At 30.0% G+C, this 16,111-nt stretch carries 18 protein-coding genes; 3 read left to right on the top strand and 15 right to left on the bottom strand.

Annotated elements, in window-relative coordinates; translation table 11 throughout:
- The first annotated feature begins 10 nt into the window (after window positions 1–10).
- Complete coding sequence (locus ALEK_RS02220; RefSeq protein WP_071626444.1) at window positions 11–376, top strand: histidine triad nucleotide-binding protein; 366 nt, start codon at window positions 11–13, stop codon at window positions 374–376.
- A gap of 9 nt (window positions 377–385) precedes the next feature.
- Here the strand turns inward: ALEK_RS02220 and accA are convergent, their stop codons facing one another.
- The 8 genes from accA to ALEK_RS02260 form a co-directional block, all read right to left on the bottom strand.
- Window positions 386–1,327 (bottom strand): acetyl-CoA carboxylase carboxyl transferase subunit alpha, encoded by a 942-nt coding sequence (accA, locus tag ALEK_RS02225; RefSeq protein ID WP_071626443.1) that lies wholly within the window; start codon window positions 1,325–1,327, stop codon window positions 386–388.
- A gap of 75 nt (window positions 1,328–1,402) precedes the next feature.
- Complete coding sequence (locus ALEK_RS02230) at window positions 1,403–2,662, bottom strand: beta-ketoacyl-ACP synthase II (protein WP_071626442.1); 1,260 nt, start codon at window positions 2,660–2,662, stop codon at window positions 1,403–1,405.
- A 135-nt stretch (window positions 2,663–2,797) separates the two neighbouring features.
- Window positions 2,798–3,028 carry an acyl carrier protein gene (gene acpP, locus ALEK_RS02235; RefSeq protein WP_071626441.1) on the bottom strand — a complete coding sequence of 77 codons (231 nt, stop codon included), beginning with the start codon at window positions 3,026–3,028 and terminating at the stop codon, window positions 2,798–2,800.
- A gap of 94 nt (window positions 3,029–3,122) precedes the next feature.
- Window positions 3,123–3,866 (bottom strand): 3-oxoacyl-ACP reductase FabG, encoded by a 744-nt coding sequence (fabG, locus tag ALEK_RS02240; RefSeq protein ID WP_071626440.1) that lies wholly within the window; start codon window positions 3,864–3,866, stop codon window positions 3,123–3,125.
- Between the two features lie 86 nt (window positions 3,867–3,952).
- Window positions 3,953–4,717 carry a 7-carboxy-7-deazaguanine synthase QueE gene (locus ALEK_RS02245; protein ID WP_071626439.1) on the bottom strand — a complete coding sequence of 255 codons (765 nt, stop codon included), beginning with the start codon at window positions 4,715–4,717 and terminating at the stop codon, window positions 3,953–3,955.
- Window positions 4,710–5,243, bottom strand: coding sequence for a 6-carboxytetrahydropterin synthase (locus tag ALEK_RS02250; protein ID WP_071626438.1), 534 nt, complete (start codon window positions 5,241–5,243; stop codon window positions 4,710–4,712). The genes ALEK_RS02245 and ALEK_RS02250 overlap by 8 nt, the downstream gene beginning before the upstream one ends.
- Window position 5,244: 1 nt before the next feature.
- Window positions 5,245–5,925 carry a 7-cyano-7-deazaguanine synthase QueC gene (queC, locus tag ALEK_RS02255; RefSeq protein WP_071626437.1) on the bottom strand — a complete coding sequence of 227 codons (681 nt, stop codon included), beginning with the start codon at window positions 5,923–5,925 and terminating at the stop codon, window positions 5,245–5,247.
- Window positions 5,918–7,141, bottom strand: a complete 1,224-nt coding sequence (locus tag ALEK_RS02260; RefSeq protein ID WP_071626436.1) for a molybdopterin molybdotransferase MoeA — start codon at window positions 7,139–7,141, stop codon at window positions 5,918–5,920. The genes queC and ALEK_RS02260 overlap by 8 nt, the downstream gene beginning before the upstream one ends.
- 83 nt (window positions 7,142–7,224) lie before the next feature.
- On the opposite strand from ALEK_RS02260, the gene ALEK_RS02265 reads away from it, so the two are divergent.
- Both ALEK_RS02265 and ALEK_RS02270 read left to right on the top strand, forming a co-directional pair.
- Complete coding sequence (locus tag ALEK_RS02265; protein ID WP_071626435.1) at window positions 7,225–7,629, top strand: hypothetical protein; 405 nt, start codon at window positions 7,225–7,227, stop codon at window positions 7,627–7,629.
- A gap of 2 nt (window positions 7,630–7,631) precedes the next feature.
- Window positions 7,632–8,303 carry a 16S rRNA (uracil(1498)-N(3))-methyltransferase gene (locus ALEK_RS02270; protein WP_071626434.1) on the top strand — a complete coding sequence of 224 codons (672 nt, stop codon included), beginning with the start codon at window positions 7,632–7,634 and terminating at the stop codon, window positions 8,301–8,303.
- 35 nt (window positions 8,304–8,338) lie between these two features.
- Here the strand turns inward: ALEK_RS02270 and ALEK_RS02275 are convergent, their stop codons facing one another.
- From ALEK_RS02275 to ALEK_RS02305, 7 genes are all read right to left on the bottom strand, one after another.
- A complete protein-coding gene (locus ALEK_RS02275; protein ID WP_071626433.1) occupies window positions 8,339–8,734 on the bottom strand; it encodes a hypothetical protein in 396 nt (131 codons plus the stop codon).
- A 170-nt stretch (window positions 8,735–8,904) separates the two neighbouring features.
- Entirely contained in the window at window positions 8,905–9,789 is an 885-nt protein-coding gene (locus ALEK_RS02280) for a c-type cytochrome (protein WP_071626432.1), read from the bottom strand.
- Window positions 9,786–11,036 carry a cytochrome b gene (locus tag ALEK_RS02285; RefSeq protein WP_071626431.1) on the bottom strand — a complete coding sequence of 417 codons (1,251 nt, stop codon included), beginning with the start codon at window positions 11,034–11,036 and terminating at the stop codon, window positions 9,786–9,788. The genes ALEK_RS02280 and ALEK_RS02285 overlap by 4 nt, the downstream gene beginning before the upstream one ends.
- 10 nt (window positions 11,037–11,046) lie before the next feature.
- Window positions 11,047–11,547: a Rieske 2Fe-2S domain-containing protein gene (locus ALEK_RS02290; protein WP_071626430.1), complete on the bottom strand. Its 501-nt coding sequence runs from the start codon at window positions 11,545–11,547 to the stop codon at window positions 11,047–11,049.
- Window positions 11,548–11,725: 178 nt separating this feature from the next.
- On the bottom strand, window positions 11,726–13,207 hold the full coding sequence (gene thrC, locus ALEK_RS02295; protein WP_071626429.1) for a threonine synthase: 1,482 nt from the start codon (window positions 13,205–13,207) through the stop codon (window positions 11,726–11,728).
- 8 nt (window positions 13,208–13,215) lie between these two features.
- On the bottom strand, window positions 13,216–14,121 hold the full coding sequence (gene argB, locus ALEK_RS02300) for an acetylglutamate kinase (protein ID WP_071626428.1): 906 nt from the start codon (window positions 14,119–14,121) through the stop codon (window positions 13,216–13,218).
- 70 nt (window positions 14,122–14,191) lie between these two features.
- Window positions 14,192–15,976: a GGDEF domain-containing protein gene (locus ALEK_RS02305; protein WP_083574618.1), complete on the bottom strand. Its 1,785-nt coding sequence runs from the start codon at window positions 15,974–15,976 to the stop codon at window positions 14,192–14,194.
- Window positions 15,977–16,111 lie beyond the last annotated feature (135 nt).

Here is a 16,111-nt window from a genome sequence, read left to right on the forward strand (position 1 = left end):
AGGAAATAATATGGTTACAAATGATTGTATTTTTTGTAAGATTGTTAAAGGTGATATTCCTAATCAAACAGTATTAGAGGATGAAAACTTTTTAGCATTTAATGATATAAATCCAACTAGAAAAATTCATGTATTAATTATTCCAAAAGAGCATTATGATTCTTTTGATGTAATTCCTCCAAAAATAATGGCTGGAATGACTGAGTTTATTCAAAAAGTAGCTTCTAAATTAAAAGTTAAAGAAAGTGGTTATAGATTAATTACAAATATTGGGAATCATGGGGGACAAGAAGTACCTCATTTACATTTTCATTTATTAGCTGGAGAATATGCTGGTAGATTAGTGGGTGAACAAAGAGATAAACAAGAAGTATAACTTCTTGTTTTAATTATCATCTTGGAAAGAACCTAAAGCCATGATTTTCTCATATTTCTTTTGGTATCTTTGTGCTGGTGTCATTTGTTTTAATTCTTCTACTGAAGCTAAAAAATATTCACCTAAAGCTTTAATCGCTTCTTCTTTTTGTCTATGAGCACCAATTAAAGGCTCATTAATTACATCATCAACTAAGTTTAACTCTTTTAAGTTTTCAGCTGTAATTCTAAGTGCATTTGCAGCAGTTTCTACTTTTGATGGATCATTCCATAAAATTGCAGAACAGCCTTCTGGAGAAATTACTGCATAAACAGAATATCTCATCATTGCTAATTTATCAGCTACGGAAATAGCTAGTGCTCCACCTGAACCACCTTCACCAATTACAACAGATACTGTTGGAGTTGTAAGGTCTGCAAATTCAAATAAGTTTCTAGCAATTGCTTCAGATTGATTTCTCTCTTCCGCACCAATTCCTGGATATGCACCCGGAGTGTCCACTAACATAAGAATTGGAATTTGGAATTTTTCAGCCATTTTAGCGGCTCTTAAAGCTTTTCTATAACCTTCAGGTGATGGCATACCAAAGTTTCTATGTAGTTTATCTTTAGTACCTCTACCTTTTTGTTCACCAATAACCATAACTTTTTGCTCACCAATATAACCTAGGTAACAAACAATTGCTTTATCATCTACAAAATGTCTATCTCCATGAATTTCATAAGCATCAGTTAGTAATCCATTAATATAGTCCAATGAATATGGTCTATCTGGATGCCTAGCTAATTGAAGTTTTTGATAATCACTTAAGTTTTTGAAAGTTTTTTCAACTTCTTTTTCAAGTTTTTTATCTAAGATTTCTACTGCATGTTCATCAGCTTTTGTTTTTGCAACAATGATATCTTCTTCAATTTTTTTGATTTTTTCTTCGAATTCTAAATAAGCTGCCAAGTTATTGCTCCCTTTAAAAAAAAAGAGCTAGTAAATACTAGCTCTTTTTAGTAGTTAGATTGTGTGTTTTATTTATTATGCTTCAAATTTTTTGAAAATAACAGTTCCGTTTGTACCACCGAAACCAAAGTTATTACTCATAACTGTAGTTAATTCTGCTTTTCTTGATGTATTAGGAACGTAATCTAATTTACACTCTTCATCTTGATTTTCAATATTGATTGTTGGAGGAATTACACCTTCATTTAATGATTTAATTGCAAAAATTGCTTCAATAGCTCCAGCTGCACCTAAACAATGTCCAATTTGACCTTTTGTAGATGTTACAGGAGGGCAATTTTCAGCTCCACCAAATAATTCAGCAATTGCTTTTGACTCATTTACATCACCTACTGGAGTTGAAGTACCATGAGAATTAATGTAATCAATTTTTACATCTTCACCAATGTTTGCTTTAGCCATAGCCATAGCTGCTTTCATTGATCTTAATGGACCATCCATTACAGGAGATGTAATGTGGTTAGCATCACCAGATTCACCGAATCCAATAATTTCACAATAAATTTTTGCTCCTCTAGCTTGAGCAGATTCTAAAGTTTCAACTACAAGTGAACCAGAACCTTCACCCATTACAAAACCATCTCTATCAGTATCGAATGGTCTAGATGCTTTTTTAGGATCATCATTTCTAGTAGATAATGCTTTCATTGCAGCAAATCCACCCATACCAGCTCCACAAATTGCAGATTCAGCACCAACAACTAAAATTCTATCAGCACCATTTGCAGCAATTGTTTTAACGGCATCATTAATAGCATGAGTTGAAGCAGCACAAGCTGTAACATGAGATAATGATGGACCTTTTAATCCATGCTCAATTGAAATAAATCCACTTAACATATTAACTAATGAAGAAGGAATAAAGAATGGAGAAATTCTTTTAGGACCTCTATTCTCACATACTACTGAGTTTTTTTCAATAGTACCTAATCCACCAATTCCAGATGCTGAAATAATTCCGAATCTCTCAGATACACTATCATCTACTTTTTTATTTTCAATGCTTGTGAATCCAGAATCTCTCATTGCTTCATTAGCAGCTTTAATTCCTAATTGAATAAATCTATCTGCTTTTTTAACTTCTTTTTTTTCCATTACAGTAGTTGGATCAAAATCTTTTACTTCTCCTGCAATTTTTACAGGAAACTCACTAATATCAAATAGTGTAATAGTGTCAATTCCACATTCACCTGCAACAGCAGCGTTGAATGAGTCTTCTACATTGTGTCCAATAGAATTAACAGTACCTAATCCAGTTACAACAACTCTTTTCATTAAATATGCTCCGTATATATATTATTTAAATTATTCAATTTTTTATAATATTAAAAAACTCAATATCTTAAATTAAATTGATTTATTTGTAAAATAGAAAGACTATTTCTAGCCTTCTATTTTAAAGCGTATAAATTACGCGTTATCTTCGATGTACTTGATAGCATCTTGAACAGTTAAAATACCTTCTGCATCTTCATCAGGGATCTCAATGTCAAATTTTTCTTCTAATGCCATAACTAATTCTACAACGTCTAAAGAATCTGCACCTAAATCTTCGATGAATTTTGAATCCTCTTTAACTTCAGCTGCGTCACAATCTAATTGTTCTACTACTACTTCTTTTACATCATCTAATAATGCCATATTTATTTCCTTTTATAAAATTATCATCGTATTATAACAAAAAAGATTTTAAAAAGCCTTTTAAATTATAAAATTTATCTACACGTTTTATTTATTAAACGTATAAACCACCATTAACTTTTAAAATTTCACCTGTAATATAAGATGAATGATCACTTAATAAAAATGCAACTGCATCTGCAATTTCTTTTGGTTGACCAAATCTTGATAAAGGAATATTTTTAATATATTCATCTTTAACTTCATCTTTTAATTCGTGAGTCATATCAGTTTGAATAAATCCAGGAGTTACTGCGTTGTATCTAATACCTCTTGCAGCAGCTTCTTTTGCGAATGATTTAGTCATAGCATTTACTCCACCTTTTGATGCAGCATAATTAGTTTGACCAGCATTACCCATTTCTCCAACAATTGAAGAAATATTTACAATAGAACCGAATCTTTTTTTACCCATTACTTTTAATGAAGCTTTACACCCAATAAATGTAGATGTTAAGTTCGCAGAAATTACATCATTGAAGTCATCAACGCTCATTCTTAATGCTAATTTATCTTTTGTGATACCAGCATTATTAACTAAATAAGATAATGCACCATCAGCATCAACAATAGTTTTAATTGCAGCTGTAAACTCTTCTTCAGAAGTTACATCAGCTTTAACTATTGCAGCTTTTCCACCAGCAGCTTCAATTTCTGCTTGTACAGCTTCGGCAGCTTCAGCACCGCTTCTGTAGTTAATCCAAACTTTTAAACCGAAACTAGCTAAAGTTTTTGCAATTTCTGCACCAATACCTCTACTAGCACCAGTTACTAATACATTTGAACCTGTAAAATTCATTTTATTCCTTTATAAATTACGTTAATTTTTTAAATTTGCAGTATTATATCTCATTTTTATATAATAAAACGATTTATATGTGACTTTTAAACACCTCTTTTATTATTCCAAACCCTTATATGTAGTCTGTCACAATATTTATATCCATTTTCAATTGCCATATTTATTACTGATTCACAATTATTTGTAATTGCATCAGAATCGTCACCCATAGGCATTAAATAAATTTCACATTTTGGAATATTTTCTAAAATAGTTTTTATTTCTTCTTTAGCTTTTTGTAAAAAATCTTTGTTAATTACAAATTTCAAATAAGAATCTTGAGTATTTTCTAATATTGTTGTTAGTGTTAAATAGTTGATTCTCTTTTTTAAAGGCTCTAGGGAATTACTTAGTTTTACACTCATTGAAAATAGTATCTTTTTTTGATATTCATGTTCAATATTTAGATTTAATGATGCATTTGTTTCAATAGTAACTTTATGCCCATTATCGATGTAGTGTTTAAGTAGTTTTTGAAACTCTTCTTTATTCCAATATAATAGTGGTTCCCCACCTGTGATTACAATATCAATTTTATAATCATAATTGTTTTTTGAAATTAATTTATCAACTTCCTCAACTATACTATTATATGATTTGTATTTAGTCCATGTGTCTTTGAAAGCTGTATCCACTGCATAATATGTATCACAAGCACATTTTTTAATACCACTTGGAGTTTCATATTCTACATTAAAACCTTCACACTTAAAGTTGCATTTCCCAAATCTAATAAATATAGAAGGTGATCCAACTAATTTTCCTTCACCTTGAATAGTTGGACCGAAGATCTCATTTATCTCAAGCATAAAAAGTACTTTTACTTTTCGGTGTTTCTAAAAACTCTATATGTGATACTTTAACACCTAATTTATCCATTTTCTTTTGAACAATTTTTAAAAACCATGCTGAAAGGTTTTCACTAGTTGGTACAAAATCTACAATTACATAACCTTCATATAATTCAATCATATGAGTTTCATCATCTTTGAATTTTGTCAAATCAACTATAGAGTGACCTTCGGGGAATTTAATAAGTTCCTCTTTTTTTACATTTGGAATTAATGTATGAAATAGGGGGTCATTAATATCAAGTACAAATTTGTGATCTAATACATCATCTAAAAAAAGTTTAAACCAATTTAGATGTTTAAAATCTGTAACCATTCCATCTTTTAACTCGGCCGCTTCTAAATAAACTAAAATTTTACCTTGGTGTCCATGCAAATGTCTACATTTTAAACAAGGATCTAACGAAAATTCAGTATTTAAAGTTTGTGACCAAACTCTATGTCCATAACAAAAATCAAACTCTTTTGAAATTTTCCAATGCATATTAAGCCTTATAAGGAATTGGATCAGTTGTATTAGCTAATTTAAAACCATTTAATCTTAATCTACAAGAGTCACATACTCCACAAGCTTCATCTTCTTCTTTATAACAAGACCAAGTATGTTTTAATGGAACATTTAATTCTAATGCTTTAGTAACAATTTGTGATTTAGTTAAATGAACTAATGGTGTTTTAATCTCAATGTTTGTTGATTCTTTTGTACCTTGATTAATTGCTTTTGTAATATCTGAAATAAATTCATCTGTACAATCAGGATATCCAGAAGAGTCTTCTTGAACAACACCTATATACATAGCTTCAGCTTTTTCTTTTTCAGCAATTGCAGCTGTAATTGAAAGAAAAATACCATTTCTAAATGGTACATAAGTTACTGGAACACCTTCTTCAACTCCATCAACTGGAATATCAATACTAGCATCAGTTAATGCGCTTGCACCAATTTGTGTGAAGAATGGAATATCAATTTCATATTTTTCACTAATTTTTAAATCTTCACAAATATTTCTGAATGCTTGTAATTCTCTTTTTTCAGTTCTTTGTCCATAATTAAAATGAACAGCGATAATTTCATATCCATCATTTTTTGCAATATACGAAGCTAAAGTGGAATCCATTCCACCACTTAGAATACATATTGCTTTTCTAGTTGGTATGTTACTCATATGTTAAAAAGTCCTTTTTCTTTTCTGTAAAGAATTTCCAATCTATTGGTAAAATTTTAACTAAGGCATCTTTTTGTAGTTTTTCTACATTTTCATCTAAAATAATCATTGAGTTACAAGAAGAAAGTACAGATACCATTCCTGGACTTCTTTTTTGTGCTACTTCAAATTTAGCTCCATCAAAGTTACCTGGAATTATTGTAATTCTTCCTTTTTTATTGAATAAATCATTACTTAATTTTGTTTCAATAAAGTTATGAAAGATCTCATTTGAACCTTGCAATTTTTGAACAATGTTTTTACCAAACATTTCAAATATAAGTGCAGAAGCCAAAGGATTTCCAGGAAGATTTAAAATGAATGTTTTTCCAATTTTTCCAAATACAGTTGGTTTTCCTGGTTTAATAATAATTCCATCAAAAATTGTTTTAAAATCAAGTTCATTAAAAGCTGCTTTTGTAAAATCAGCATCTCCTACAGAAACTCCTCCTGATGTAATAATTAAATCAGCATTCAAAGAGTTTTGTATTAATTCTTTAATTGATTCAATAGTATCTTTTGCCTGACCAATAAATGTTACTTCACAACCAAGCTCTTGAGCTCTTGAAATGAAAGTAGGGGTATTTGAATTATAAATTTGATGAGCTTGTGCTTTTTCATAGTGAAGTTTTAATTCTTCACCACTTGCAAAAACTACAATTTTTGGTTTTTTATAAACTTTAATATGTGAGATACCTTGAGAAGCTAATAAAGTTACTTTTGAAAAGTTAACTAAATCGCCTTTGTTAAGTAATAATTCGTTTTTTTTAATATCTTCACCAATAAATCTAATATGTTGAAATTCTTTTACGTTTTTTATAATTTTTATTTTATTATCATTAAGTTTTTCAGTATCTTCTTTTGGAATAATTGCTGTTGCATTTTCAGGTACTCTAGCACCCGTCATGATTTTAATACAAGTATTTGTTTTTATTAAATTTGTATTATCATCACCTGCAAAAATAGTATCTATAACTTCTAATTCTTCATCTTTATTTTCATGAATAATTGCATAACCATCCATTGCTGAATTGTTAAATCGTGGAAGTTCGCTCGTAGCGTATAATGCCGATGCACTTACCCTGTTTTGAGCATTTTCAATAGGGATTATTTCGAAATCTAATTGATGTGTAATATTCGAAATTTCTTCAAATACTTTCTCTACACTAATAGCCATTATTATTCCTTTGTATAATTAAAATAAAAACTTATGACAAGTTAGATATAATAGCGAAATTTTTTAAAAGAGAGATAAACAAAATGGAATTAATGCAAAGCGCAATTGATACACACGTATATGTAATTTATTTTTTTCTAGCAATTATGTTATTTAATTTATATTCAGTTACAACACAAAAGGATTTTTTAAAATTAGCTAAAAGACTAAAATTTCAAACTCCTTTATACCACCTGACTAATGCCATTGTTATTTACACTGGTACTATTGTTGCTTTTTATGCTAAAACTTTTTCTATTACTATTGCATTGATGATTCCTGCATCAATTTTCTTACTAGTAATCGAAATTAAAAGATATAAAAAGATGAGAGTTATTAAACTTGCAGATAAACAACTTCAAGATGAGTTTTATGCATATGCTAAAAAAATATATACGATTGAAATTATGGTAATTGTTTCAATTTATATTATTAGCAAAGTATTTTAATTATGCAATTTTCTTTTCATGATTCATGTGGAAATGATAATCTTACTATTAATGATGATGTATATAAATATTTAATTAAAGCTAGAAGACATAAAGTAGACGATGAGATTTATTTTAGAAATTTAAAAGATGATTATATCTATCTTTATAAAGTAGATTCAATTTCTAGAAAAGATGCTTTTTTGTCTTTAATTTCAAAAGAAGAGAAAATTATAAAAAATAAAACTAATTTACATATTGGTTGGTGTTTAGTAGATCCTAAAACTGTGGAGAAGTATATAGCTTCTTTAAACGAATTAGGAGTAGATAAAATCACTTTTATTTTTTGTGAATATTCTCAAAATAATTTCAAAATAAATATTGAAAAATTAAATAGAATTTTAATAAATTCTTCTTCTCAATGTGGTAGATCTAATATTATAAAACTTGAAACTAGTGATAGTTTAAGTGACTTTGTTCAAAAGAATGAAGATGTTTATTTTCTTGATTTCTCAGATACAAATATTGAAGATAAAAAAAGTGATATAAAAACTTTAGTACTTGGTTGTGAAGGTGGTTTTTCTGAAGATGAAAGATTTACTTTTAATAAAGACAATATAGTCGGATTTGATTCTTCATTAATCTTACGTAGTGAAACTGCTATTACAGCAGCAGCTTCAAAAATATTAATATAAAAAGAAAAGTTTAACCTTTTCTTTTTATTTATTTCTTACCAACTTCTAACTATAGAGTGGCATCTAGAACAGGCATTTAGCATATCAGAATAAGCATCAGCAGAGTTTAGGTAAGCTTTATTGTCTAAATTTAATTCTAATACATTAATATCTAAAGCAATTCTGTCACTAGCAGCAGCTGCAACATTTACTAAGTGTTTTTTATTTTCTGGTAAATAGTTTGTAATGACTTTTTTATCATTAAATAAAGAGTTTCCTTTTTTTACTAATAATGAACCTTCTTTGATTAATTCAATATTATTATTTAAAAATCCTTTTTGAATTTGTGTCATTCCTTTTTCCATAATTGACATAGATTCTTGCATTACATCCTGCGCATTTACTACACCTAGTGATAGTGTACAAGCTAAAACTAATTTTGCTAATTTCATTCTGTTTCCTTTGTATTTTGTTATTTTATATTACTCTTCTAGAATTTAAATTGTACTTAAATAAAAAGTTAGTATTCAAAGGGGTAGTAATTGAGGGATTTGTAGTATTTGAGATAAAAAAAAAGCTTGGGATAAATCCCAAGCTTTTTTAGTTTTTATAAAGAGAGGTTCTAGTGAACTTCTCTCCATTGTTTCGCTTTCCATAAGAAACCGAAGATTGCAAAGATTAAAGCATAAATTAAGAACTTAGGTCCTAATTCTTCTCTCTCTTGTTTTTTAGAATCCCCAACTTCTTCTAAGTAAGTTACAACTTGTTTTTGAGAGTCTTCAGTTAATCCAACTCTAGGCATAGCTGTACCTTCTAAGTGTTTTTGAGGGTCATTGATGAATGTAGTTAAGTATGCATCACCTCTAGATCTGATGTATTGAGATAAATCTGGTGGTAATTTCCCCATATATCTTTTAATATCAGCATCAGGAGTAAATGAAGCCATTGTACCATTTTTCATATCAGCATATTTAATAGCGTGACATCTTTGACAAGCATCAGTAAATACTTCTTTGTTTGTCATTTCTTTTGGTGCAATAGACTGTAAATAAGCTACCATATCAGCAATTTCTTGTGGTTGCATCCAACCATAACCTGGCATTGGATGTGCAGCACCATCTTCAAATTTATGAGATGTTTTTGCAGCTTTTGCAGGATCTTTAATAAATGCAGCTAAATAGTCAGCATTATATAATTTACCAGCAGTTCCTAAATCAGGAGGAGTAACACCGTAAGCCGCAGCTGAACTAGCGTTATCCATAACTTGAGGGAAACCTTTAGCTTCAATTGCGTGACAAGCAGTACAGTTAGCTGTAACTAAAGCTTCACCACTTGTTGCATTTCCAGTTAAACCTTTAACATCTGCAACGTCCTTTTGAACGTCTGCAAATGTATAATCAGCTGGAGCTACTTTTGGATGCATTTCGTGGTGTGCGTAAGGCTCAACACCCCAGTAAGTAATTAGCGTTAATGCTACTACTACTGCTAATATTTTTAATTCTCTCATGCATCACCCCTTTTTTTAGCATCAATTTTCGTAACGATTGGTAATACTAAGAATAATACGATAAATGCAACTGCTGCGAAGAATCCAACCCATGCATTTGTACCTGTAGGAGGTAATTTACCATATACTGTTAATACAATTAAGTCAACCATTAATATCCAGAACCAGATAAAGAACACAGGTCTTTTATGTGCTGGTAAGATTTTTGGATCTCTATCTAACCAAGGTAATACTAAGAAAATACCATTTGCGAATGCAAATGCAATTAATCCAATATCAAATGCTTTAAATCCAGCAATATCAAAGAAGAATCCTCTTAATACTTCGTACGACCATAAGAAATACCACTCAGGGTAAATATGCGCAGGAGTAACCATGTTATCAGCAGGATCGAAGTTAACTGGATCCATTGCAAAGTTATAATGGAAGAATACTAAGTAGAAGTAGAAAATTAAGAATATACCTAATACAGCTAAATCTTTAGAAATAAATACTGGCCAGAAAGGAATAACTTTTGACTCTTTTTTGTTACCAGCTAAATACTTTTCAGCTTCTTCATCATAATCAAATTCATCAGATGATTGATTATTTACGTGAGGAATTCTTAAAGTATAGAAGTGAACACCGATAATACCCATAATAGTAATAGGTAATAAGAATACGTGTAACATGAAGAATCTAGTTAATGTAGCATCAGCAACGTTGAAGTCACCTCTAATCCATACAACTAAAGCATCACCAATTACAGGAACACCACCAAATAAGTTAGTAATAACCATTGCAGCCCAGTAAGACATTTGTCCCCATGGTAACATATATCCAGAGAATCCAGCAGCAGAGAATGTCATGAATAATAACATACCTGAAATCCAGATCATTTCTCTTCCTTGTTTATAAGAACCATAGTAGATACCTGTAAACATGTGAATATAAATAACTAGGAATACTACAGAAGCAGCAACACCATGCATATGTCTAAATAACCAACCAAATGCAACTTCTTGCATAATTGTGTAGTTTACAGAATCAAATGCTAAACCAATATCTGGTTTGTAGTACATCATTAAGAAAATACCAGAGATTATTAAAATACCAAAAGTAGTAGCTAATAATACACCCATTGCCCATAAGAAGTTAATATCTTTTGGAATCCAATATTCAGTCATCATTACTTTGTTAAGTGCAGTAGTGTTTAACCTTTGGTCTAACCACTCACCAACAGAGTTAGCTTTTTCGAATTTTGCCATCTATTGCTCCTTATGCCATCATCGCAGCAGCGATTTTTTTGTATTCTGGACCTTCTTCACCTAAAGTGATAGCAGTTCCATTTACAGCAAATGGTGGTAAATCAAGTGGTCTTGGAGGAGGTCCAAATACTTGCTGTCCTGAAGGGTTGAATTCCCCACCGTGACATGCACATTTCCACGTATCTTTTTTCCATGCTGGAATACAACCTAAGTGAGTACATAATCCAATAGCAACAGTAAATCTGTCAGATCCGATTATTAAATCTCTTGTGTTCTCTCCCATTTCGGCAGTTTTCTTAAGAAGGAAAATTGGTTTTCCTCTCCATGTTACAGTTACTGGTTTACCTGGTTTTAATTCACCTAGTTCTACTTTCGTAAAACCACCTGCAAGTACGCTTGGAAGTGGATCCCATGCTTGTTTCATACCAACAAGCGATGCAGCTCCACCAACAGCTGCTACTGCAGCAAATGAATAACCAAGAAAATCTCGTCTATTAGTTTCATTAGACATATTTGGCTTCCTTATTTTTAAATTAGAATCCTCGTATTATATTGTTTTATTTCTTAAATAGATTTGACTTCCGTCAAATATTGTTATGTTAATGCTATTTTTGTTGAAAATATACACAAAAAAGTAAGTCTTTTGTGAAAAAATGAGTAGTGTTTTATATAAGTATAATTAGAGAATCTTATGATTCTCTAATAAATTTAACGATTTCTTTTTCGATATTTTCTTTTTCAATTACTAAGTCGTGATTGATTTTTGCAGAAAATAAATCTTTAATACTTTGTGGTAAATGAGCTTTATATTTTGAAGAAATTTCTTCTAATGCATCTTTATCTGCATACTTAATATTGTCATTATTTAAAGCATTTAAAACTGTTGGTGAGAACTTAGTCCACTCAGCAGTTGAATAAATTACTGTTGGTATTTTTTCTTCTCTTAATTCTTCATATGCTTTCATACAAGTGGCTGTATGGGGATCCATAAGGTATCCATCATCTAAGAATGATTTAATAACTTTTGCACCATATGCATCATCTGAGTTAACAGCTGAGAATAATTCTTGTAATGCTAAAGTCTCTTCTTTAGTCATTTCAAAGATACCTTTTTCATTTAGGTTTTCCATAAACTCTTTAGTTCTTTCTGCACCATATAATGAGAAAATAACTCTCTCAATATTTGATGATTTTAGAATATCCATTGCAGGTGATTTAGTTAATTTTAACTCTTTATCTCTAATATCATAAACACCTGTGTTAATCCACTCAGTTAAGATTTTATTCTCATTTGAAGCAACAAGTAACTTTTTGATAGGTACACCCATTGATTTTGCGTAGAATCCACCCAAAACGTTTCCAAAGTTACCAGAAGGAACAACTAAATAGATCTCTTCACCGTATTCTACCTCACCTTGTTTAAGTAATTCAATGTACGAATGGAAGTGATAAATGATTTGGAAGATAATTCTTCCAAAGTTTACAGAGTTTGCTGCTGATAATTTAATACCATCATTTTTAAGCTCTTCTTTGAATGATTCAGAAGCTAAAAGACTTTTAAGTGCAGATTGTGCATCATCAAAGTTACCCTTAATTCCTAGAACTTTAAGATTTTCTCCATCTTCACATACCATTTGAAGTCTTTGAACATCAGATGTTCCACCTTCTGGATATAAACAAGCAACTTGAATATTCTCTTTATTTTTGAAAGTATTTAAAGCTGCTGGTCCTGTATCTCCCGATGTAGCTGCAAGAATAAGGTATTTTTCATCTCTTTTTTTTGCAATTGAACTTAGAATTGAACCAAATGGTTGTAATGCCATATCTTTAAAGGCTCTTGTAGGACCATGGTATTGCTCATGTACAAATAAGTCATCTTTTACTCTAACAACAGGGCATGGGTCTCCTGCATTGTCAAAGTTATCATATAAATCTAATGCTTTTTTGATCTCTTCTTCATCAATATCAATTTGGAATGCTTTTAAAATAGAGTATGCAATCTCTTTATAGTCAGCATTAATATGATTTAATATAAAGTTTTCATCTAAAGTAGGTAACTCTTTTGGTACATATAATCCACCAAAAGATGCACTTGGATTTAAAATTGCTTCTGAAAACGATACTTCTGGTGATTTAACACCATCATTTCCTCTAGTTTCTATAAAATTCATAATATTCCTTATACTTCGTCGTTAATTAGTTTTTCTAAATCAATTCCATTATTCGGATTGTCTTTTCTCAAAAACTGTGTCCCAATACCATCACTTGTAAATAGTTCTAATAAAATTGAATGTTCAACTCTACCATCAATAATGTGCGCTTTATTAACACCATTATAAATAGCATCAATACAAGAATCAACTTTTGGTATCATTCCTCCACCAATTGTTCCATCTTCTTTGTAAGCTTCCACATCTGCTTTATCAAGTGAAGTTAATAATGTACCTTCTTTGTCTAATACTCCAACAGTATCTGTTAGGAATAATACTTTTTGTGCCCCAACAGCAGCTGCAACTTGAGAAGCTGCTACATCAGCATTAATATTAAATCCTGGGTGATTTGGTTTAGCACTATCAGCAATTGGAGCAATTACTGGAATGAAACCCTCTTTAATAAGATTATTAATCATTTCACCATTTACACTTGTTACAACACCTGTGTAACCAAATTTTCCATCCGCTTTAGGTTTAGCATTTATGATCGAAGAGTCTTTACCTGAAATACCAATAGCTTTAGCTCCATGGTGATTTAGTAAAGAAGTGATATTTTTATTGATTTCACCAGATAAAACCATTTCAACTACTCTCATAGTTTCTTCACTAGTTACTCTATGTCCATCAACAAACTCAGACTTGATTTCTAGTTTTTCTAGTAGTTCAGAAATCCTAGCTCCACCACCGTGTACAATTACAGGTTTAATACCAACTAATGATAATAAAACAATATCTTCAGCAAATTTTTCTTTTAGCTCAGGACTTGTTTGTGCAGATCCACCATACTTAATTACAATAGTTTTTCCATAAAACTTTTTAATATGAGGAATTGCATCAAGTAGAGTTTGGACTTTTTGATGTTTCTTTTGCATAATACTTCCTAGGATGTTTTTTAAAGGCAAATATTATATCGAAAAGTATCTTATATGAGAAAAAAGAGTCTTAAGACTCTTTTTTTGCTAATTCTTCTGTAAAAAGAATTACTTTGTTTCTTCCTGTATTTTTTGCTTCATATAAAGCTAAATCAGCAAATTTAATACAAGCATCTAAATCTTTATGATGAGCTGGGAACATTGAAGCTCCTACACTCATTGTTTTTTTGATTGTTGTATTTCCTGCTGGAATTTCTTTATTTAAGAATGCTAATCTAATTTTATTTGCTACATCAACTATACTTTCTTCATCACAGTTGTATAATAAAACAATAAATTCTTCTCCACCAAATCTAACGACAACATCAGAGTTTCTTGTATTTTCAACAAGTGTTTGAGCAACAATTTTAATTGCTTTATCTCCTACATCATGTCCATAAGTATCATTTACCATTTTAAAGTGATCAATATCAACCATTAAAACACCATAATTTGTACTTGTTCTATTTGCTTGAGAAGTAATTTTAGGAATTTGTTCTTCTAAATGCTTCCTATTATATAATTGTGTTAATGGATCTGTTCTTGCATTTTTTTCTAAAATATTCATTAGTTTATTTGAAATAATTACAGTTTTAGCAGAATCAACATAATCATCTAAATATGGTAATTTTTCTCTTACTTGTGCTGTTTCTTCTTCTGAATTTGTATAAATAGAAACAATTAAATCTAAATCGTTTGAGATTGAATATGGAATACAGAAGTAATTTAAATCGTCTTTTTTACATGCTGCACAAACATTTTCAAATCTAGTTGAGTCAACAATATCATTTGTTTTATCTGCTCTACATCCATTATCTAAATTACAGTAACTCTCTTTACTAACATATACATTATGAACTTTACCTGTTCTTGTATCGGCTTCTAATAAATTAAAGTTTTCAACATTTAGATTTCTTCTAATCATTGTTGCTAATCTCTCATATATTTCATCAAGGGTATCATCATGTTCTATGGTTTTTCTAAATTTATATACATCAGATAATCTATCAACAGTATTTTTTACGTTAATTAATGGATCGAGTTCTTCTTTTTGTTTATTAGATAAGAAAATAGATATTTTAGAATCAATGTTTCCTAAAGTGCTTTCTAGTTTTTCTAATAAAGTGTTAACCCAAACTATAACTTCTTGTGCATCTTTGTTATTAACATCAAGAACTCTATATGAATAATCACCTTTTTGAGCCTTACTCATAACTTTTTTAATAGAGTCAAATAATTTTAGGAAAGGTGAAATTAAATAATTAATTAAGAAGCCAATTGCGACTATTAAAATCAGAGCAATACCTGTTGTATCTATAACAGTATTTATACCCATTTGTTTAGAATCATCAACAGGAATTGTAATTGTTATAGCTCCTAAAGTATCACCTTCTTTTGCTGTTGTATGACAATTCATACAATTAATTTGTCCAGTTGAATATGCCTTGTATGGAATAGTGATTCTATATGTACTATTTGAGAAAAGTTTTTCGTCAATGATTTTTATTTCATTTCCAGTTTTTAAAACTTCTTTATCAATGTCGTCCCGGGCGACTTCATTGTTCAGTCCTTTGCCATACATCTCTATAACTTGATGACTTCTACTTAACCAAATTTTATTGATATTAGGTAGGTCTTCTAGTTGTTTTAAGAATATATGTCTTTGATCTATTACTCCAGTTTGCATTTGAGTTGTTAGAGAGTGTTTTACAGTTTCAGCTAAAATTGTAGCTTTATTATCAATACTTTTAATACCATAATCTCTGAAGTTATACGTGAAGTTTACAATCATGAAAACAAACATTAAAAATATCATGAAGGTTACTAGAAAAATAATCTTTTTGTTGGTTTTGATGAGCAACTCCTTGGAAAAATAATTAAATCAGATTATTTTATAACAAAATAAATTAAATAAACGTATAAATTATAGTTATTTATAACATTTACTTTA

It is taken from the genome of Poseidonibacter lekithochrous (assembly GCF_013283835.1).
GTDB lineage: Bacteria > Campylobacterota > Campylobacteria > Campylobacterales > Arcobacteraceae > Poseidonibacter > Poseidonibacter lekithochrous.